At 51.5% G+C, this 19,870-nt stretch carries 21 protein-coding genes and 1 CRISPR repeat array; of the genes, 12 read left to right on the top strand and 9 right to left on the bottom strand.

The window, feature by feature from the left end; genetic code table 11:
* Positions 1-45: 45 nt before the first annotated feature.
* Positions 46-501: a CRISPR direct-repeat array (repeat unit 29 nt; unit sequence GTGTTCCCCGCGCCAGCGGGGATAAACCG).
* A gap of 34 nt (positions 502-535) precedes the next feature.
* Positions 536-1,582, bottom strand: a complete 1,047-nt coding sequence (locus N0B36_RS12775; RefSeq protein WP_259688445.1) for an aminopeptidase — start codon at positions 1,580-1,582, stop codon at positions 536-538.
* A 254-nt stretch (positions 1,583-1,836) separates the two neighbouring features.
* Between N0B36_RS12775 and cysD the strand changes: the two genes are divergently transcribed.
* From cysD to N0B36_RS12725, 10 genes are all read left to right on the top strand, one after another.
* Complete coding sequence (cysD, locus tag N0B36_RS12770) at positions 1,837-2,745, top strand: sulfate adenylyltransferase subunit CysD (protein ID WP_003034152.1); 909 nt, start codon at positions 1,837-1,839, stop codon at positions 2,743-2,745.
* Positions 2,746-2,754: 9 nt separating this feature from the next.
* Positions 2,755-4,182: a sulfate adenylyltransferase subunit CysN gene (gene cysN / locus N0B36_RS12765; protein WP_016154213.1), complete on the top strand. Its 1,428-nt coding sequence runs from the start codon at positions 2,755-2,757 to the stop codon at positions 4,180-4,182.
* A complete protein-coding gene (gene cysC, locus N0B36_RS12760; RefSeq protein WP_019077557.1) occupies positions 4,182-4,787 on the top strand; it encodes an adenylyl-sulfate kinase in 606 nt (201 codons plus the stop codon). Before cysN ends, cysC begins: the two co-directional genes overlap by 1 nt.
* Positions 4,788-4,834: 47 nt before the next feature.
* Positions 4,835-5,158 (top strand): DUF3561 family protein, encoded by a 324-nt coding sequence (locus N0B36_RS12755; protein WP_016154211.1) that lies wholly within the window; start codon positions 4,835-4,837, stop codon positions 5,156-5,158.
* 215 nt (positions 5,159-5,373) lie between these two features.
* The gene (gene ftsB, locus N0B36_RS12750; RefSeq protein WP_003034163.1) at positions 5,374-5,685 is read left to right on the top strand and encodes a cell division protein FtsB; all 312 of its coding nucleotides are present in this window, start codon (positions 5,374-5,376) and stop codon (positions 5,683-5,685) included.
* Between the two features lie 18 nt (positions 5,686-5,703).
* The gene (ispD, locus tag N0B36_RS12745; RefSeq protein WP_016154210.1) at positions 5,704-6,414 is read left to right on the top strand and encodes a 2-C-methyl-D-erythritol 4-phosphate cytidylyltransferase; all 711 of its coding nucleotides are present in this window, start codon (positions 5,704-5,706) and stop codon (positions 6,412-6,414) included.
* Positions 6,414-6,893: a 2-C-methyl-D-erythritol 2,4-cyclodiphosphate synthase gene (gene ispF / locus N0B36_RS12740; protein WP_016154209.1), complete on the top strand. Its 480-nt coding sequence runs from the start codon at positions 6,414-6,416 to the stop codon at positions 6,891-6,893. Before ispD ends, ispF begins: the two co-directional genes overlap by 1 nt.
* A complete protein-coding gene (truD, locus tag N0B36_RS12735) occupies positions 6,890-7,939 on the top strand; it encodes a tRNA pseudouridine(13) synthase TruD (protein ID WP_259688444.1) in 1,050 nt (349 codons plus the stop codon). The genes ispF and truD overlap by 4 nt, the downstream gene beginning before the upstream one ends.
* Positions 7,920-8,681 carry a 5'/3'-nucleotidase SurE gene (gene surE, locus N0B36_RS12730; protein WP_047499412.1) on the top strand — a complete coding sequence of 254 codons (762 nt, stop codon included), beginning with the start codon at positions 7,920-7,922 and terminating at the stop codon, positions 8,679-8,681. Before truD ends, surE begins: the two co-directional genes overlap by 20 nt.
* The gene (locus tag N0B36_RS12725) at positions 8,675-9,301 is read left to right on the top strand and encodes a protein-L-isoaspartate(D-aspartate) O-methyltransferase (protein WP_003034172.1); all 627 of its coding nucleotides are present in this window, start codon (positions 8,675-8,677) and stop codon (positions 9,299-9,301) included. Before surE ends, N0B36_RS12725 begins: the two co-directional genes overlap by 7 nt.
* A 32-nt stretch (positions 9,302-9,333) precedes the next feature.
* Here the strand turns inward: N0B36_RS12725 and N0B36_RS12720 are convergent, their stop codons facing one another.
* Positions 9,334-9,561, bottom strand: a complete 228-nt coding sequence (locus tag N0B36_RS12720) for a hypothetical protein (protein ID WP_223870215.1) — start codon at positions 9,559-9,561, stop codon at positions 9,334-9,336.
* Between N0B36_RS12720 and nlpD the strand changes: the two genes are divergently transcribed.
* Together nlpD and rpoS are read left to right on the top strand one after the other, a co-directional pair.
* On the top strand, positions 9,464-10,546 hold the full coding sequence (gene nlpD, locus N0B36_RS12715) for a murein hydrolase activator NlpD (protein WP_230330220.1): 1,083 nt from the start codon (positions 9,464-9,466) through the stop codon (positions 10,544-10,546). The genes N0B36_RS12720 and nlpD overlap by 98 nt on opposite strands.
* Before the next feature lie 62 nt (positions 10,547-10,608).
* Entirely contained in the window at positions 10,609-11,601 is a 993-nt protein-coding gene (rpoS, locus tag N0B36_RS12710; protein WP_000081498.1) for an RNA polymerase sigma factor RpoS, read from the top strand.
* Positions 11,602-11,680: 79 nt separating this feature from the next.
* Here rpoS and mutS read toward each other — a convergent pair whose 3' ends face one another.
* From mutS to N0B36_RS12675, 7 genes are all read right to left on the bottom strand, one after another.
* Complete coding sequence (gene mutS, locus N0B36_RS12705) at positions 11,681-14,242, bottom strand: DNA mismatch repair protein MutS (RefSeq protein ID WP_047414286.1); 2,562 nt, start codon at positions 14,240-14,242, stop codon at positions 11,681-11,683.
* A gap of 410 nt (positions 14,243-14,652) precedes the next feature.
* Positions 14,653-15,258 (bottom strand): hypothetical protein, encoded by a 606-nt coding sequence (locus tag N0B36_RS12700; RefSeq protein ID WP_181633315.1) that lies wholly within the window; start codon positions 15,256-15,258, stop codon positions 14,653-14,655.
* A 136-nt stretch (positions 15,259-15,394) separates the two neighbouring features.
* Positions 15,395-16,069, bottom strand: a complete 675-nt coding sequence (locus tag N0B36_RS12695) for a Crp/Fnr family transcriptional regulator (RefSeq protein WP_259688210.1) — start codon at positions 16,067-16,069, stop codon at positions 15,395-15,397.
* 24 nt (positions 16,070-16,093) lie between these two features.
* Positions 16,094-16,567: a hypothetical protein gene (locus N0B36_RS12690; protein ID WP_047414279.1), complete on the bottom strand. Its 474-nt coding sequence runs from the start codon at positions 16,565-16,567 to the stop codon at positions 16,094-16,096.
* Positions 16,564-17,340 carry a winged helix-turn-helix domain-containing protein gene (locus N0B36_RS12685; protein ID WP_103766742.1) on the bottom strand — a complete coding sequence of 259 codons (777 nt, stop codon included), beginning with the start codon at positions 17,338-17,340 and terminating at the stop codon, positions 16,564-16,566. The genes N0B36_RS12690 and N0B36_RS12685 overlap by 4 nt, the downstream gene beginning before the upstream one ends.
* A gap of 69 nt (positions 17,341-17,409) precedes the next feature.
* Complete coding sequence (locus N0B36_RS12680; protein WP_103766743.1) at positions 17,410-18,597, bottom strand: HD-GYP domain-containing protein; 1,188 nt, start codon at positions 18,595-18,597, stop codon at positions 17,410-17,412.
* A gap of 69 nt (positions 18,598-18,666) precedes the next feature.
* Positions 18,667-19,845 (bottom strand): fimbrial protein, encoded by a 1,179-nt coding sequence (locus N0B36_RS12675; protein ID WP_103766744.1) that lies wholly within the window; start codon positions 19,843-19,845, stop codon positions 18,667-18,669.
* Positions 19,846-19,870 lie beyond the last annotated feature (25 nt).

The following is a 19,870-nucleotide window of genomic DNA, read 5'->3' as shown; positions in this document are numbered from 1 at the left end:
CGGGGATAAACCGGTTTTGGCATAGTCCTTTATCCCTTTCCCATAGTGTTCCCCGCGCCAGCGGGGATAAACCGTTAGCCTTGCGCAAACGTGGGAGGAAGAGGGCGTGTTCCCCGCGCCAGCGGGGATAAACCGAGGGCGAGGTAATTCGCCGGATCATTGCGGTAGTGTTCCCCGCGCCAGCGGGGATAAACCGCCTAGTTGTGGAATATTTAGATAAACGTTGGCGTGTTCCCCGCGCCAGCGGGGATAAACCGGCAACCCGGGGAAACGGGCAATCAATAAAGACGTGTTCCCCGCGCCAGCGGGGATAAACCGTACGCGTTGTATCAGGGCGTGAGCAGCTCAAAGTGTTCCCCGCGCCAGCGGGGATAAACCGGCGCGTGTTATCGGTGTTAACGAGCTGACAATGTGTTCCCCGCGCCAGCGGGGATAAACCGATCGCGCCGTTACAATGTTAATCTCGATTGGTGTGTTCCCCGCGCCAGCGGGGATAATCCACTTTGAAAGCAGAAATATTATGGAGCTGGATGGGTTACGAGGATTTACCCGCCTTTGCCAGTTCTTTTACCAGCGGGAGCATAATGCGTACCACGTCGCGGCTACGGTGCTCTATCCTGCCCGGTAAGGCTTTATCGATATGCTGCTGGTTATCCAGTCGCACATCGTGCCAGCTGTTGCCTGCCGGGAACGAGGCGCTTTTGGCGCGCTGTTGATAGCCATCTTTCTTGCCCAGATTCCAGTTGGTTGCTTCAACGGAGAGCACGGCAATGCCTGCGTTGTCGAAGACCTCTGCGTCGTTACAACATCCAGTACCTTTCGGATAGTTTTTGTTCAGTCCCGGATTGGTGCTGGCTACGATACCGCGGCTGTGCGCGATGGCCAGCGCCCGGTCACGCGTCAATTTTCGCACCGCTTCCGGGGTTTTCTTACCGCTATTGAAATAGAGCTTATCGCCGACGATCAGGTTATCGAGGTTGATAACCAGCAGCGTATTTTTCTTCTCGGCGGCGCTCATTCGCTTCAGGATGTTCTCCGCGCCCAGTTTGCCTTCTTCCTCGCCGCTGGTGGCGATAAATCGAATGCCGTACTGCGTCGGCACGTCTTTGAGTTTTTCCGCCAGTTCCAGCATCACGCCAAGTCCTGCGGCGTTGTCATCAATACCTTGCAGGGTCAATCCACCCAGATTGGCATCGGAATCGGCGTCGCTCTGTGCGGCGTAGGTGTCGAGGTGCGCCATGATAATAATCTGCTGTGGCGCTTTACCCTCATGTGCGGCAATAACGGTACTTCCCGTGACGTTATGCCAGTTTTTACGGTTATTTTTGGCGGTATAAACATAACGGCTATTAAACGTGCGAATATCACTGCTGTAGCCCATCTGCTGAAATTGCTGGCGAATATAATCAGCAGACAACATTTCTGCCGGAGAGCCCGTTACGCGGCCTGGGAAAAACGTTGCGATATATCGAGCCTGGGTATTTGCGATATCTCCAGGTTTGGAAGATGTTGCCTGTGCGGGAAGGATAAAGCACGCGCCGAGCGCCAGGATTGCAAGAAGGGGGCGCGTTGCGGAAAACATAATGAGTCCTTAAATACCAAGCAGAAATTTTTAGCCGCTAGTATGAAACCGTGATCGAGGTAAAACAATTTCATTTGCTCCTAAATGCCCGAAATTCGGTAGCTTAAGCACTTTTTGATATTTGCTTTTCCGGATCGTTATTCCTTTGAGGAACTACTCATTCCAATTCGTAATTTCATTCGCCCTCTTGCCCTCCCTATAGTCAGGTTATCTGAGCATCGTTAGCAAAATAACGGCATTACATAGGAACGGTTATGGATCAAAAACGACTTACCCACCTGCGGCAACTGGAAGCGGAAAGCATCCATATTATTCGTGAGGTGGCCGCCGAGTTTTCGAATCCGGTGATGATGTATTCCATCGGCAAAGATTCCAGCGTAATGCTGCATCTGGCGCGCAAAGCGTTTTATCCTGGCACGTTGCCGTTCCCTCTGCTGCACGTTGATACCGGCTGGAAATTCAGCGAGATGTACGAGTTTCGTGACCGCACGGCGAAAGCCTACGGTTGTGAACTGCTGGTGCATAAAAACCCGGAAGGGGTGGCGATGGGCATCAACCCGTTTGTTCACGGTAGCGCCAAGCATACCGATATTATGAAAACCGAAGGGTTGAAGCAGGCGTTGAACAAATACGGTTTCGACGCCGCGTTCGGTGGCGCTCGTCGTGACGAAGAGAAATCGCGTGCCAAGGAGCGCATTTATTCTTTCCGCGATCGTTTTCATCGCTGGGACCCTAAAAATCAGCGTCCGGAACTGTGGCATAACTACAACGGACAGATTAACAAAGGCGAAAGCATTCGCGTATTCCCGCTCTCCAACTGGACTGAACAGGATATCTGGCAGTACATCTGGCTGGAAAATATCGACATCGTGCCGCTGTACCTGGCGGCGGAGCGTCCGGTGCTGGAACGCGACGGCATGCTGATGATGATTGATGACGACAGAATCGATCTGCAACCGGGCGAAGTGATTAAAAAACGTATGGTGCGTTTCCGTACGCTCGGCTGCTGGCCGTTAACAGGCGCGGTGGAGTCGAATGCGCAGACGCTGCCTGAAATCATCGAAGAGATGCTGGTCTCAACCACCAGTGAACGTCAGGGCCGCGTGATTGACCGCGACCAGGCGGGCTCCATGGAGCTGAAGAAACGTCAGGGGTATTTCTAAGGAGCCGCCATGAACACGACACTTGCACAACAAATTGCTAATGAAGGCGGCGTTGAAGCCTGGATGGTCGCCCAGCAACACAAAAGCCTGCTGCGTTTTTTAACCTGCGGTAGCGTGGATGATGGGAAAAGCACCCTGATTGGTCGCCTGCTGCACGACACGCGTCAGATTTATGAAGACCAGCTTTCATCGCTGCACAACGACAGTAAACGTCACGGTACTCAGGGCGAAAAGCTCGATCTGGCGTTATTGGTTGACGGCTTGCAAGCCGAGCGCGAGCAGGGTATCACCATCGACGTGGCTTACCGTTATTTCTCTACCGAGAAGCGTAAATTTATTATTGCGGATACTCCCGGCCATGAGCAGTACACTCGCAACATGGCGACCGGTGCGTCGACCTGCGACCTGGCGATCCTGCTGATCGATGCGCGTAAAGGCGTGCTGGATCAGACCCGTCGTCACAGCTTTATCTCCACGCTACTTGGGATCAAACACCTGGTGGTGGCGATCAACAAAATGGATCTGGTGAACTTTAGCGAAGAGACATTTAACCGCATTCGCGAAGACTATCTTACTTTTGCTGAACAGTTGCCGGGCAACCTGGATATCCGGTTTGTGCCGCTCTCTGCGCTGGAAGGCGACAACGTGGCTTCACAAAGCGCCAGCATGTCGTGGTACAGCGGTCCGACGCTACTGGAAGTACTGGAAACCGTTGAGATCCAACGCATAGTTGATACTCAGCCGATGCGCTTCCCGGTGCAGTATGTGAACCGACCGAATCTGGATTTTCGTGGTTATGCCGGGACGCTGGCCTCCGGTAGTGTGAAGGTAGGGCAACGCGTCAAAGTGCTGCCATCCGGCGTTGAGTCGAGCGTGGCACGGATCGTAACCTTTGATGGCGATTTACAGGAAGCACATGCGGGTGAAGCGATCACCCTGGTATTGAAAGATGAGATCGATATCAGCCGGGGCGACCTGCTACTTGATGCCGGTGAAGCGTTACCTGCGGTACAAAGCGCTGCCGTTGATGTGGTGTGGATGGCGGAACAACCGTTGTCGCCTGGGCAGAGCTACGACATCAAAGTCGCCGGTAAGAAGACCCGCGCACGCGTTGATAACGTGCAGTACCAGATTGATATTAATAACCTGACCCAACGTGATGTTGAAGCGTTGCCGCTAAACGGCATCGGTCTGGTTAATCTGACCTTTGATGAGCCGCTGGTGCTGGATACCTATCAGCAGAACCCGGTTACGGGCGGGCTGATTATCATTGACCGCCTGACCAACGTTACCGTTGGCGCGGGGCTGGTACGTGAGCCAATCGTCCAGGAGCACACCGCGGCTTCTCAGTTCAGCGCGTTTGAGCTGGAGCTTAATGCGTTAGTGCGTCGCCATTTCCCGCACTGGGGCGCGCGCGATCTGCTGGGAGGAAAATAATGGCGCTGCATGACGAAAACGTCGTCTGGCATGCCCATCCTGTTACACCGCAACAGCGGGAACAACGCCACGGTCATCGTGGTGTTGTGCTGTGGTTTACCGGGCTGTCTGGTTCCGGTAAATCCACGGTAGCAGGGGCGCTGGAAGAGGCGTTGCACAAGCTGGGAGTGAGTACCTATTTGTTGGATGGCGATAACGTGCGCCACGGCCTGTGCAGCGATCTTGGGTTTAGCGATGCCGATCGTAAGGAGAATATTCGTCGGGTTGGCGAGGTGGCTAACCTGATGGTGGACGCGGGCCTTGTGGTGTTGACCGCCTTTATCTCTCCGCATCGCGCCGAACGCAAAATGGTCCGTGAACGCGTTGGCGAAGGGCGTTTTATTGAGGTTTTTGTCGATACGCCGCTGGCAACGTGCGAATTACGCGATCCAAAAGGGCTGTATAAAAAAGCGCGGGCGGGTGAGTTGCGCAATTTCACCGGAATTGATTCGGTATACGAAGCGCCTGAATCGCCAGAGATTCACCTTGATGGTGAACAATTGGTAACAAATTTGGTACCCCAATTATTAGACCTGCTGAGGCAGGAAGATATTATCAGATCCTGAGACACCCGAGCTTGTATGCCCGGTCAGTCACGGTCACAGGATTAGATATGCGTAACAGCCATAACATTACTATTACAGAGTCAGATACCTTCGCCGCCGACGATGAAACCACCTGGTCACTACCGGGTGCCGTGGTCGGTTTTATCGCGTGGCTGTTGGCGCTGGGGATTCCGTTTCTGATTTATGGCCCTAACACACTCTTTTTCTTCATTTATACCTGGCCCTTTTTCCTCGCATTGCTGCCCGTGGCGATTGTCGCGGGTATTGCGCTGCACTCCCTATTGAAGGGGCTGTTGCTGCTGAGCATTACCTGCACCCTACTGGTGGTTGGGGCGATGTTTGGCGCGCTATTTCTGTGGTTGTTGGGTTAGGCAAACGCCTTTTTTTAACAATCGCTGATGTTGTTCACTCTCTGGTCATAATTCAAACCGTAACCAACAATGAGATTATGTTCTCCTTACACGGGGTATACGTAACAACGGGCAAATGTGGTACATTTGCCCGCGTTGTCGCGGCATTCCCGACCGTTGATGTAAAGTTGTCTGCGGAAGTTATGGGATGTTAATGCCGTTTTTCAGGGGGCAGGATGGGTAAACTAACGCTGCTGTTGCTGGCTTTATTGGTCTGGCTGCAGTATTCGCTGTGGTTCGGTAAGAACGGCATACATGACTATAGTCGCGTCAACGATGATGTTGCTGCGCAGCAAGCTACGAACGCGAAACTTAAAGCACGTAACGATCAGCTCTTTGCCGAAATTGACGATCTCAATGGCGGACAAGAGGCTATTGAGGAGCGCGCGCGCAACGAACTCAGCATGACTAAGCCGGGCGAAACCTTTTATCGTCTGGTGCCTGACGCGTCTAAACGCGCTCAGACTGCAGGGCAAAACAATCGATAAACCGTCCAGGGATTTAACATGGCAGCCACTTTATTGGACGTTTGCGCTGTGGTGCCGGCTGCCGGGTTTGGCCGCCGAATGCAAACAGAGTGTCCTAAGCAGTACCTCTCTATTGGCAATAAAACCATTCTTGAACACTCGGTTGATGCGCTGCTGGCTCATCCCCGGGTGACGCGAGTCGTTATCGCTATCAGCCCAGGCGACAGCCGCTTTGCCCAACTTCCACTCGCCGCACATCCGCAAATTACCGTAGTGGATGGCGGCAACGAGCGTGCCGATTCTGTCCTTGCCGGTTTGCAAGCCGCAGGTGAGGCCAGTTGGGTACTGGTGCATGACGCCGCGCGTCCGTGTCTGCACCAGGATGATTTAGCCCGTTTGCTGGCAATCAGTGAGACCAGCCGCACCGGCGGGATCCTGGCGGCACCAGTACGCGACACAATGAAGCGCGCGGAGCCGGGCCGAACAGACATTGCCCATACGGTCGATCGCACCGATTTATGGCACGCGTTGACACCGCAGTTTTTCCCTCGCGAGCTGTTGCACGACTGCCTGACCCGTGCGCTCCACGAAGGCGCAACCATTACGGATGAGGCCTCGGCGCTGGAATATTGCGGCTTACATCCTCAGCTCGTTGAAGGACGGGCTGATAATATTAAAGTAACGCGTCCAGAGGATTTGGCGTTGGCCGAATTTTATCTGACCCGGACTACCCACCAGGAGAAGACATAATGCGAATTGGACACGGTTTCGACGTACACGCTTTTGGCGGAGAAGGCCCAATTATCATTGGTGGTGTGCGCATCCCGTATGAAAAAGGATTGCTGGCGCATTCTGATGGCGATGTGGCGTTACACGCGCTAACCGATGCTCTGCTGGGCGCGGCTGCGCTGGGGGATATCGGTAAACTCTTCCCTGACACCGACCCGACCTTTAAAGGTGCCGATAGTCGTGAATTATTGCGAGAAGCCTGGCGGCGTATTCAGGCCAAAGGCTATACGCTTGGTAATGTGGATGTGACAATTATTGCTCAGGCGCCGAAGATGCTGCCGCACATTCCGCAAATGCGCGTGTTTATTGCCGAAGATCTCGGCTGCCATATGGATGATGTTAACGTGAAAGCGACCACCACGGAAAAACTCGGTTTTACCGGGCGTGGGGAAGGGATTGCCTGTGAAGCGGTGGCGTTACTCATTAAGGCACCGAAATGACTGTGTTTGACGATCTGACGTATCTCCATGGCAAACCACTGGGCCATGGCGTCCTGAAAGCGAATCCGGAAGACTTTGTTGTCGTCGAAGATTTAGGCTTCGAACCGGATGGCGAAGGCGAGCATGTTTTGGTGCGCATCCTGAAAAACGGTTGTAACACCCGTTTTGTGGCTGACGCGCTGGCGAAATTCCTGAAAATTCACGCCCGTGAAGTGAGCTTTGCCGGGCAGAAAGATAAGCATGCGGTCACGGAACAGTGGCTGTGCGCGCGTGTACCGGGCAATGCAATGCCTGATCTAAGCAAATTTGAGCTCGAAGGCTGTAAAGTTCTGGAGTACGCGCGCCACAAGCGTAAGCTGCGTTTAGGGGCGCTGAAAGGCAACGAATTTACGCTGGTGTTGCGTGAAGTGAGCGAGCGAAATGACGTTGAAGCGCGTTTGCAGGCGATTAGCGAACGCGGCGTACCGAACTATTTTGGCGCTCAGCGTTTTGGTATCGGCGGTAGCAACCTGCAAGGGGCGCTGCGCTGGGCACAAAGCGATGCGCCGGTGCGCGATCGCAATAAACGCAGTTTTTGGTTGTCGGCGGCCCGTAGCGCGTTGTTTAATCAGATAGTCAGTGAACGCTTGAAAAAAACAGACTTTAATCAAGTTGTTGACGGCGATGCGCTACAATTATCCGGACGCGGAAGCTGGTTTGTCGCCACACAGGAAGAACACACTGAATTACAGCGTCGCGTCGATGAGAAAGAATTGATGATCACAGCGGCATTACCGGGCAGCGGTGAGTGGGGAACTCACCGCGACGCACTGGCGTTTGAAAAAGCCGCTGTTGCTGATGAAACCGCGCTGCAGTCTCTGTTATTGCGCGAGAAAGTCGACGCGTCGCGTCGCGCTATGTTGCTGTATCCACAACAATTAAGCTGGAACTGGTGGGATGACGTAACCGTCGAGTTACGCTTCTGGCTACCGGCAGGTAGCTTCGCCACCAGTGTTGTAAGGGAACTTATTAACACAATGGGTGATTATGCGTATATTGCTGAGTAACGATGATGGGGTCCACGCACCCGGTATACAAACGCTGGCGAAAGCGCTGCGTGAGTTTGCTGACGTACAGGTGGTTGCCCCGGATCGTAACCGCAGTGGCGCGTCTAACTCGCTGACGCTGGAATCCTCACTTCGCACCTTTACCTATGATAACGGCGATATCGCCGTACAAATGGGTACGCCCACCGACTGCGTCTATCTGGGCGTGAACGCATTAATGCGTCCGCGTCCGGACATTGTCGTTTCTGGTATCAACGCGGGTCCTAATCTGGGTGATGATGTTATCTATTCCGGTACCGTTGCGGCGGCAATGGAAGGCCGTCATCTGGGATTCCCGGCGCTGGCTGTCTCACTTGATGGCCATAAATACTACGATACTGCTGCCGCAGTAACCTGTCGTATCTTACGGGCGCTGAGTCGTGAACCGCTGCGCACCGGTCGCATTTTGAATATCAACGTGCCGGATTTACCGCTGGATCAGATTAAAGGTATTCGCGTCACGCGCTGCGGCAGTCGCCATCCGGCGGATCAGGTTATTCCACAGCAGGACCCACGCGGTAATACGCTGTACTGGATCGGGCCACCGGGCGAAAAGTGCGACGCCGGGCCGGATACGGATTTTGCCGCCGTCGATGAAGGCTATGTTTCTATCACGCCGCTGCATGTCGATTTAACCGCATACGGCGCGCATGAAGTGGTTTCTGACTGGTTAGACAGCGTGGGAGTCGACACGCAATGGTAAGCAGACGCGTACACACTCTTCTTGAACAATTACGTGCGCAGGGCATCAGAGATGAGCTTGTCCTCGATGCGCTCGCCGCCGTGCCGCGTGAAAAATTCATTGATGAGGCGTTTGAACATAAGGCCTGGGACAATATTGCCCTGCCGATTGGTCAGGGGCAGACGATTTCGCAGCCTTATATGGTTGCGCGAATGACCGAACTGCTTGAGCTAACGCCGCAGTCTCGGGTGCTGGAAATTGGTACTGGCTCTGGCTACCAGACGGCGATTCTGGCGCACCTGGTGCATCATGTGTGCTCCGTTGAGCGCATTAAAGGTTTGCAATGGCAGGCGCGTCGCCGCCTGAAGCAGCTTGATTTACATAATGTTTCGACCCGTCATGGTGATGGATGGCAAGGCTGGCAGGCGCGAGCCCCGTTTGACGCTATCATTGTAACGGCAGCGCCGCCCGAGATCCCGACCGCATTGATGATGCAACTGGATGAGGGCGGCATTCTCGTCTTACCCGTGGGCGATGAGCACCAGTTTCTGAAGCGGGTGCGTCGTCGGGGAGGCGAATTTATTATCGATACCGTGGAGGCCGTACGTTTCGTTCCCTTAGTAAAAGGGGAGCTTGCGTAGATAGCGCTGCTGAATACCTGGAGTTTTCCTGGTTATTCTCGAAAGAGTAAGCGTATTGTGACGGGGCCTTGCACGGTGATTACGTCACTGGTTTTAACCAATTTTCCTGGGGGATAAATGAGCGCGGGAAGCCACAAATTTACCGTTCGCCGCATTGCGGCATTGTCACTGGTTTCACTATGGCTGGCAGGTTGTTCAAACACCTCGAATCCACCAGCGCCGGTCAGCTCGGTTAACGGTAGTGCATCAACGAACACCAGTTCTGGCATGCTGATTACGCCTCCACCTAAAATGGGCTCGACGTCGACAGTACAGCAGACGCCACAGATCCAGTCGGTGCAGCAACCAACCACACAGCCAACGCAAATCCAGCCTGTTGCTCAACAGCCTGTGCAGATGGAAAACGGTCGTATTGTATACAATCGTAAGTATGGGAATATTCCGAAAGGTAGCTACACGGGCGGCAGTACCTATACTGTTAAGAAAGGCGATACCCTTTTCTATATTGCCTGGATCACCGGGAACGATTTCCGTGACCTCGCACAACGCAATAACGTTCCGGCCCCGTATGGCCTGAATGTCGGTCAAACTCTGCAAGTGGGCAACGCGTCTGGTGCACCGATTACCGGTGGCAATGCCATCACCCAGGCGGATGCAGCACAGCAAGGAGTTGTGACCAACCCTGCACAAAATTCCACCGTTGCTGTTGCTTCGAAACCAACAATTACGTATTCTGAGGATTCAGGTGAACAAAGTGCTAACAAAATGTTGCCGAACAACAAGCCTGCTGGGACTGTGGTCACAGCGCCTGTAACGGCTCCAGCAGTTAGCACAACCGAATCAACTGCAAGCTCAACGTCGACTAGCTCGCCAATCTCTACCTGGCGCTGGCCGACTGACGGCAAAGTGATCGAAAACTTTGCGGCTACCGAAGGTGGCAATAAAGGGATCGACATTGCAGGCAGCAAAGGACAGGCTATTGTCGCGACCGCAGATGGACGCGTCGTCTATGCCGGTAATGCGCTGCGTGGTTACGGTAATCTTATTATCATCAAACATAACGATGATTACCTGAGCGCCTACGCCCATAACGATACAATGCTGGTCCGGGAACAACAAGAAATCAAGGCGGGGCAGAAAATAGCTACCATGGGTAGCACCGGAACCAGTTCAACACGCTTGCATTTTGAAATTCGTTACAAGGGGAAATCCGTAAACCCGCTGCGCTATTTACCGCAGCGATAATTAGGCGGAACCAGGCTTTCACGTGCTAGTTCCGTTAGGGATCACGGGTAGGAGCCACCTTTATGAGTCAGAATACGCTGAAAGTTCATGATTTAAATGAAGATGCGGAATTTGATGAGAACGGAGTAGAGGCTTTTGATGAAAAAGCCTTGAGTGAAGAGGAACCCAGTGATAACGACCTGGCTGAAGAAGAGCTGTTATCGCAGGGGGCCACACAGCGTGTGTTGGACGCGACTCAGCTTTACCTTGGTGAGATTGGTTATTCACCACTGTTAACAGCCGAAGAAGAAGTTTATTTTGCGCGTCGCGCACTGCGTGGAGATGTCGCATCTCGCCGTCGCATGATTGAAAGTAACCTGCGTCTGGTGGTGAAAATTGCTCGTCGTTATGGCAATCGTGGTCTGGCATTGCTGGACCTGATTGAAGAGGGCAATTTAGGGCTTATCCGTGCCGTCGAGAAGTTTGACCCGGAACGTGGGTTCCGCTTCTCAACATACGCAACCTGGTGGATCCGCCAGACGATCGAACGGGCGATTATGAACCAAACCCGTACGATCCGACTGCCGATTCACATTGTAAAAGAGCTGAACGTCTATCTGCGTACCGCGCGTGAGTTGTCGCATAAACTGGACCACGAACCGAGTGCAGAAGAGATTGCTGAACAACTGGATAAACCGGTTGATGACGTCAGCCGTATGCTCCGACTCAACGAGCGTATTACCTCGGTAGACACCCCGCTGGGTGGCGATTCCGAAAAAGCGTTGCTGGATATTCTGGCCGATGAAAAGGAAAACGGTCCAGAAGACACCACGCAAGACGATGATATGAAACAGAGCATCGTCAAATGGCTGTTCGAACTGAACGCCAAGCAGCGTGAAGTGCTGGCACGTCGTTTTGGTCTGCTGGGGTACGAAGCTGCGACACTGGAAGATGTGGGCCGTGAAATTGGTCTCACTCGTGAACGTGTTCGCCAGATTCAGGTTGAAGGTCTGCGTCGTCTGCGTGAAATTCTGCAGACTCAGGGACTGAATATCGAAGCGCTTTTCCGCGAGTAAGCACAAGTTCTATCAAGAAAGGCCAGTCTCATTGGGACTGGCCTTTTTCTTTAGGGCTACCGCTATCGGGTTCTTTTTACTACACCAGACTTTTCAACCGGTAGATCCACTCCAGCGCCTGGCGAGGCGTTAGTGAATCCGGGTCGAGATTTTCCAGCGCATCAACGGCGGGTGACGTTTCTTCCGGTACTGACAGCAGCGACATCTGCGTGCCGTCGACCTGGGTTGCGGCAACATTTGGCGCGATGCTTTCCAGTTCGCGCAGTTTTTGCCGCGCGCGTTTGATCACCTCTTTCGGTACGCCAGCCAGGGCAGCGACTGCCAGACCATAGCTCTTGCTCGCCGCGCCATCCTGCACGCTGTGCATGAAGGCGATGGTATCGCCGTGCTCTAACGCATCCAGATGCACATTAGCGACACCCTCCATTTTCTCCGGTAACTGCGTCAGTTCGAAGTAATGGGTCGCAAATAAAGTTAATGCTTTGATTTTATTTGCCAGATTTTCTGCGCATGCCCATGCCAGCGACAGGCCGTCGTAGGTGGAGGTGCCGCGTCCAATCTCATCCATCAGCACCAGACTGTTCTCGGTGGCGTTATGCAGAATGTTGGCGGTTTCGGTCATTTCTACCATGAAGGTGGAACGACCTGATGCCAGATCATCCGCCGCGCCCACGCGGGTAAAGATACGATCGATAGGCCCGATCTCGACTTTCTGTGCCGGAACGTAGCTGCCGATATAGGCCAGTAGCGCAATCAACGCAGTCTGGCGCATATAGGTACTTTTACCCCCCATGTTTGGGCCGGTGATGATCAGCATCCGTCGCTGAGGCGAGAGGTTAAGCGGGTTGGCGATAAACGGCTCGGTCAGCACCTGTTCAACCACCGGATGACGTCCCTCGGTAATACGAATGCCGGGTTTATCGGTGAAGATCGGACAGGTGTAATTCAGGGTATAAGCACGCTCCGCGAGGTTGACCAGCACGTCCAACTCCGCCAGCGCGCTGGCGCTTTGTTGCAAATCAGCCAGGTGTGGCAGCAGCATGTCGAACAGTTCGTCATACAGCTGTTTTTCCAGCGCCAGCGCTTTGCCTTTTGAGGTCAGAACTTTGTCTTCGTACTCTTTCAGTTCCGGAATAATGTAGCGTTCGGCGTTTTTCAATGTCTGGCGACGTACGTAGTTAATTGGCGCCAGATGACTTTGCCCACGGCTGATCTGAATGTAGTAGCCGTGCACGGCGTTAAATCCTACTTTCAGCGTGTCCAGACCGGTGCGTTCGCGTTCGCGGATTTCCAGTCTGTCGAGGTAGTCCGTGGCGCCATCAGCCAGCGCTCGCCACTCGTCAAGCTCTTCATTGTAGCCTGGGGCAATGACGCCGCCGTCACGTACGAGCACTGGCGGAGCTTCCACGACGGCACGCTCCAACAGTTCACGCAGCTCAGTAAACTCACCCATTTTCTCGCGCAGCATCTGCACGGGGGCGCTGTCTACGTTTTCCAGTTGCGCGCGCAGTTCGGGTAATTGCTGGAAGGCATGACGCATACGGGCCAGATCGCGCGGGCGCGCAGTACGCAGGGCCAGACGCGCCAGAATACGTTCCAGATCGCCTACCTGACGCAGCACGGGTTGTAATTCGCTGGTGGTATCCTGCAGCGCGCCGATGGTCTGTTGGCGCTCGATGAGGATTTTGGTGTCGCGGACCGGCATATGCAGCCAGCGCTTGAGCATACGGCTACCCATCGGTGTCACGGTGCAGTCGAGTACTGAAGCCAGCGTGTTTTCCACCCCGCCCGCCAGGTTCTGGGTGATTTCCAGATTGCGGCGTGTGGCGGCGTCCATGATGATGCTGTCCTGCTGACGCTCCATGGTGATGGAGCGAATATGCGGCAGCGAAGTGCGTTGGGTATCTTTTACGTATTGCAGCAGACAGCCGGCAGCGCATAACCCGCGTGGGGCGTTTTCCACGCCAAAGCCAATCAGATCCCGCGTGCCGAACTGCAGATTTAACTGCTGACGGGCGGTATCAATTTCAAATTCCCACAGCGGACGACGACGCAGGCCGCGACGTCCCTCTATCAGCGAGGTTTCGGCAAAATCCTCGGCATACAGCAATTCAGCGGGGTTGGTGCGCTGCAATTCCGCGGCCATGGTTTCGCGGTCAGCGGGTTCACTGACACGAAAACGCCCGGAGCTGATATCCAGCGTAGCGTAGCCGTACCCTTTACTGTCTTGCCAGATGGCGGCCAGCAGGTTGTCCTGGCGTTCCTGCAACAACGCTTCATCACTGATGGTGCCTGGTGTGACAATACGTACCACTTTGCGCTCAACCGGGCCTTTGCTGGTCGCCGGATCGCCAATCTGTTCACAAATAGCAACGGACTCACCCTGATTGACCAGCTTGGCGAGGTAGTTTTCTACCGCATGATGAGGAATGCCTGCCATCGGGATTGGCTCGCCCGCAGATGCGCCGCGTTTGGTCAGGGAGATATCAAGCAGCTGAGACGCGCGTTTCGCATCGTCATAAAACAGTTCGTAAAAGTCGCCCATGCGGTAAAACAGCAGTATTTCCGGGTGCTGAGCCTTCAGCTTGAGATACTGCTGCATCATGGGGGTGTGGGAGTCTAAGTTTTCTATTGTACTCATTGGTTTATGATGTCCATTTTCTTAATTTTTAATGAGTTAGTGATTTTTGTAGTTATCATTAAGTTTCACGTTGTCTCATCGAATATCATGAAATCCTACATTTAAAGGTGGGTTAAAGTGTGCCTTGCCAACCTATACCTGGGTAAAATATGGGCATATACAGAGTAACCTACCTTGATGTTCATGATTGCATAAGGTGCATGATAACGGAGTCTTTATGGCAGGAAAACAAGAGGGAAAGCTACTTTCGTTTAAAGCGGTAGAAATGATGAAGCCTGGCGACAAAGATAAGTCCATAAATGACTCTGAGGTGTCTGTTAAATCCGTAGTGATTCAACCTGTACGACAACCGGGGCGATACCTCAGTCAGGAGGCCATTAGACAGGCCTCGTCGTGAGGATCGAATCTGCTTACAGATGTAGGGTCGATCCATTATTCTGGAATACACCGGTATCAGGACGATGTTTCATGCAATTTATCTGCTGGAGTTCCTCAATGGTATATTCGCGGTACAAGAAATACTGGATTTGGGTACCGTATCTGAGGTTCATTTTCTGAGCCAAGGCTGATACCCGCTGATACACTGCTTTCGTTGAGCAGTGCAGAAGTTGGGATGTGGCAGTAATATTTATTTGTCGGCGTAACGCACAGGCTACGGAAATCTCGGTATGGGTAAGGTTACGTAGCTCCCGCAAAGAATCAATTATGGTGAGTATATGATAGACAGTATATCTTCGGCCTTCATTAATATACTGGATAAACTCCGTTACAGAGGCGGTTCTGGAGATACCCTCCAGTGATGAAAGCACCTTTGATAACATTCCACGGCCTTTTACAAAAATGATAGAATAGCTGTCGGTCAGTTCATTGCAAATACGATGTTTAATATCATGTAAGCTGAAGAAAGATTCAATATCAATAATACATAAGTTCTCTTCGCGCAGGCTATCTATTGGCATCAGCCCTCCCGCAGACCGGGTAAAAAAAATATCATCAGAGAATACGACAAACGACATTGGGAAAAACCTTAACTCTTTGTTTTTAAGAAAAATGAGTCCGGTGCTTTCCTCAAAGGGATACACTGGACAATAAATGATTTACTGATTTTTTGAGATGAAACTAAGAAATTACAAGAAGATCCTCATTCAGACGCTATTTTTTGTCTGACACCATTAGCGTTATCTCTTTTTTATTTAGCATGGAAATAATCCCCTGATCCTTCAGGCTATCCAGGGCACGCGACAAGGTGGATATCGAAATGCCCAGAACCTGGGCCAGTTCTTTCTTACTGATCGGTAACTCAAGGTTGAGATGCTCAAAGCCATACTCTTTATAAGTGCGAGACAACAGTTGCAGGAAATATTGAACCTTCTGCAAGGTATCACTTTTGGTCAATACTGAAATAAATTGCTGTTTTTCCTGCGCCGAACGTGACAGGATCCTGACAATAAAATCTGTAAATCCTGGCATCAGCTGGCTCATTTCGTAGAAATGCTCGCTTCTCAGTACGCAAACTTCTATTTCCGTTGCGGCTTGAATATCCTGCTGACTGTAACCGATGTGCAGCTCCTCCACGCCCATCACCTGTCCTGGCAAAACGATCCCCATCAGTTGCCCGCGCGTATCGTAAACCTTAGCGGCCCCGCTACGTAGGGCATATAGCGCGTCTATTTTCTCTCCCCGACGATAAATATATTCACCTCTGGCAATCTTCTTTTTTGTCTCCAGATTGCGGATAAACAATGGATCTTTCTGCCTGAACAGATAGGCGGAGCACAGTTCTGCAAAACCGCACTCTTCACAATTGACACAATTATTTCTTTTCATAGTGAATGTATAACACTATCCCTGTTATTGAATCACACAGTTCATTAAGGGTGATAAGGTATTTGCAATCGTAATATAGTTATTGTCTTTTTTGTCTAAGGAGATAACGTATTCCCCTTCCATCCCAAATATTTTTGTTGTCAGCAGGGTAATGTCTTCCGGCACATTATCGTGAGCCATGATATCTTTTGTCGTCGTATTCATACGATACTGGTTGCCGCTGACGTTATGGTAGGTAAATGTTATATAACGCGACAATCGATATTGACGCCCCTGATAGTCAATGTTGCCGGACAGATTAAATACGCCCGTTTCGTTCTTGTTAAATTCAAACGTGATATTTCCTTTGAATAAGAGAGCGTGATCTGAAGCGTCAACATAGGTGATATTCGCAAAGCAGCGTTTGTCAAAATAAACACCCGATCGCAGGCTTAGTTGCCATGTTAACAGACAAATCAACGCGACCACTGCCAGCACTAAGGTTGTCATCAGCTTCATTTTAATTTCCAGTTAAAAGCATAATAGTTCTCACAATAGACAATTTTTGCTGTTGCCTTATCTGTTGGACAATAAGAGTAGAAAAACCGACCATGACTACCGTAAAGAACACTGGGTTGAAAATAAACCATAATCTGCGCGGGTTTCTGGGCGCACTTTAGCTCAAGTTCAGGCTGTAGCTGACGGATAATATTCATGACCTGAGGGTCAACTTCCTCCGATAAATCTTCATAGGCAGTAAATTTGCAGTTCCCGATTTCACCAATACGGTATTCGGCTGCAAAACGCGGTGAACCCTGTTTCTGGCTGAGTATCCAAAGGTTGGCCAGCAGCAAAAACGCGATAGCCGCAATCAGCCAGAGGTTTTTTTTATCCTTCGTTGCCGCCTTACGCAGGGATACCGGAAGAGGTGTGGTACTCACCATTTCTTCATCATTCTGCAGTTCAACGGCGATTTCCGGTGAGAAGTAAAATCCCACCTTGGGTACGGCTACAATAATTTCCTCAATGAATATTAAGGATGTTAATGTTTTTCTGAGGATACTAATGTACTGGCTCAGCGATGAACTGGAACCCGGATGGCCCGCTTCCTCCCAGACTTTATCCAGAAGATAATCGCGTTCAAGTACCCGGCCTGGCGACGCAATCAGTAACGAAAGAATACGGTTAGCGGTATTTGTTAGCCTTTTACTTTGCTCGTTTCCGGGTTCCTTGACCACAAGTTCCCCGCTCTCGCTATCGTAAATGACTCTATTGGCTATCAAATATTTCATTCGCGTTTTCTTTCGGTAAATTTATACAATAAGCATTCTGCGCGGCTGCGATTTCGGGTTATGCCTGGCTTAGTACATCGCAACCAAAGGTCTGAGCACTGCAATATTATGGCTTAGCAGATCGACAATGTCCCGATCCAGACGAAAATTTGACGCCTCTTCCTCGAGAATAATCAATGCTTTTTCGCTGGACATCCCCTGACGATAGGGGCGGTTCTCGGTCATCGCGGTGAAAACATCAGCCACAGCAATAATACGCGAAGGGATATCCAGCGCAGCCGCACCCAGACGAAAAGGGTAGCCGCTGCCGTCGAGGCGTTCATGATGTCTTGCCGCCCAGTGTACGATTTCACCCAGCTCTTCAATAGGGTGTAGCATCTCCAGCGTCTTATAGCTATGGCGCTTCATTTGCGCGTACTCGTCCGGCTCCAGCTTTCCCTGCTTCTCGAGGATTTCCAGTGGAATACCCAGCTTGCCAATATCGTGCAGGTATCCCGCGATGCGGATTTTATCCTGGGTGTAGCGATCGCAGCCGTACAGCTCCGCAAGCTTCGCCGCCACTTGAGCCACGCTGGTACTGTGAGTCTGCGTAAAGCTGCTGTATTTATCGACGATATTCGAAATCAGCAGGCAGACCTCCAGAAAATCATGGTGATCCAGCACCACATCATTGAGCGGGCTGATAACACGCAGCACCTGTTGTAATGAGGGCGAACTCAGGCGAAACCAGAAGCCATCCTCATGGCTGGCATCCTGTAGCGCCTCGACCAGGCACGATGGCCATAGTGGGCTACTGGCCAGAAAACCGGAAACAATATTATGCCGTTGGGCCACATAGTCACCTTCAATCCCGCGCAGCCACAGCTCAAACTCATCGGCCAGATGCACCAGATGCCAGGTATTTAGCATTGTATTCTGCGTGTAACCCAAGGCATCCGCGTGGCGCGTTTCAAGAATTGCGGTCACTGGCTGTAAAAAACGTACGCCGGACATCATTGAGGCGCCAAGCCGTCCATGCTCTTCAATAAAGGCTTTACCATGGGCGCCACTGAAGGGATGCACTTTGCTCAGCGCCCCGATATTGTGCAACATACCCGCAAGCCAGGCGTTATTGATGGCTGCACTGTCAAAACCGGCTCGATTCCCGAGATACCAGCAAATGAGACCCGTGCGTTGCAAATGATGCACCAGTTCAGGAGAAAGCGGGTGCATAATGCTGTGCAGAAGATCAAGCACGGTTTGAACAGATATTTTCATAAAATCCTTTAAGAGAATTAAATTAAAAACTTACTGTAGCCCGTCTGGGCCACAGTAAAATAGGGGGGGTTAATCGTAGCCAAACATTATCTGCGCAGTCGCCACCACGCTACCGGTTGATAATGCTGATGCGTTATAAACTTTGTAATAAGCATGAAGATAAATGTATTGCGTATTGCTTATATCATCATCTTTAGCGATATCTAATATTTGCGAAGCATGTTCCATATTATTACTACTGGATATTTGCACCTCATCATAGTCACCCATAAACATCCGGCTACGAATGGCAATGCCTACCCCTCCCGCCGTGGTTTCATCGTTGACCATTATCTGGTAGCTGGTATCCGAACTGACTAAATCATTGCTGGATAACCAGGCCTTAACATTGCGGGTAGACGTTTTAATTCCGGCCAGGTTGCCGCACTTCAGCGGGATCGTGAAATCGGCACCATCTGCCTTTCCATTTTTTTTCAGGACGCTAAACGGAGCGGGGGGTAATTTCACGCTCATGTCCCGCGTCATATTGCAGGTTGTTTCTTTTGGCTCAAACTGAATCGTCAGCTTCTCATAAGCAATAAAATAATCGGTATTCCAGCTTTTGCGTGCGGTTTCAGACATCATATTGGACCAGGCGCGATAAGCATATGTTTTGCTGGAAAGGAACGGTGAGCTGGAGCCGCTTCCGGTACCGCTCATCACTGCAGGTATGACCGACAGTGCGCCGCTGGTTGTGGTTTTGGTATAGCTTTCCATGCCCACAGGCGGAGCCGACATTAATTCCGCTCGCAGCGTATATTGTGTCTGATATGACAGAGAGTGAATGCCCACGATACCGCTGACAGTCACTTTGGTATCGCCACTAATGGTGGACGTTAATTTTATCCAGTAGCTACTTTCACCATCCGCACTGTTGAAATTCAAATAAACAGGAGAACCATTGAAACCGGTAAAATAATATAAGTGGTCTTGCGCCAGACCACCGATCCCAATATTCCCGTAAGTACAGGTCATACTACCCGACCAACTGGTGGTATAGGAATATTCAACGACGTTTGAATTCACGAAAGCCGATGAAAGATTTAGCGACTTATCCGATTCTGCGACGCTGGTAAAAAGTATACCGGAATTACGGCAGGTATCGCCTGTTACACCGCGAGACTGAGCCTGCGACTGTGCTTGTGCAGATAATATTGGGATTGCGGTCAGTATTATGGCCGTAACCATAAAATAAAATAATTTTTTCATGATTGATTCTGTTAGCTGAGTAAAC

Source organism: Citrobacter sp. XY323, from assembly GCF_025106035.1.
GTDB lineage: Bacteria > Pseudomonadota > Gammaproteobacteria > Enterobacterales > Enterobacteriaceae > Citrobacter > Citrobacter braakii.
This window is presented reverse-complemented; position numbering and strand designations above follow the sequence as displayed.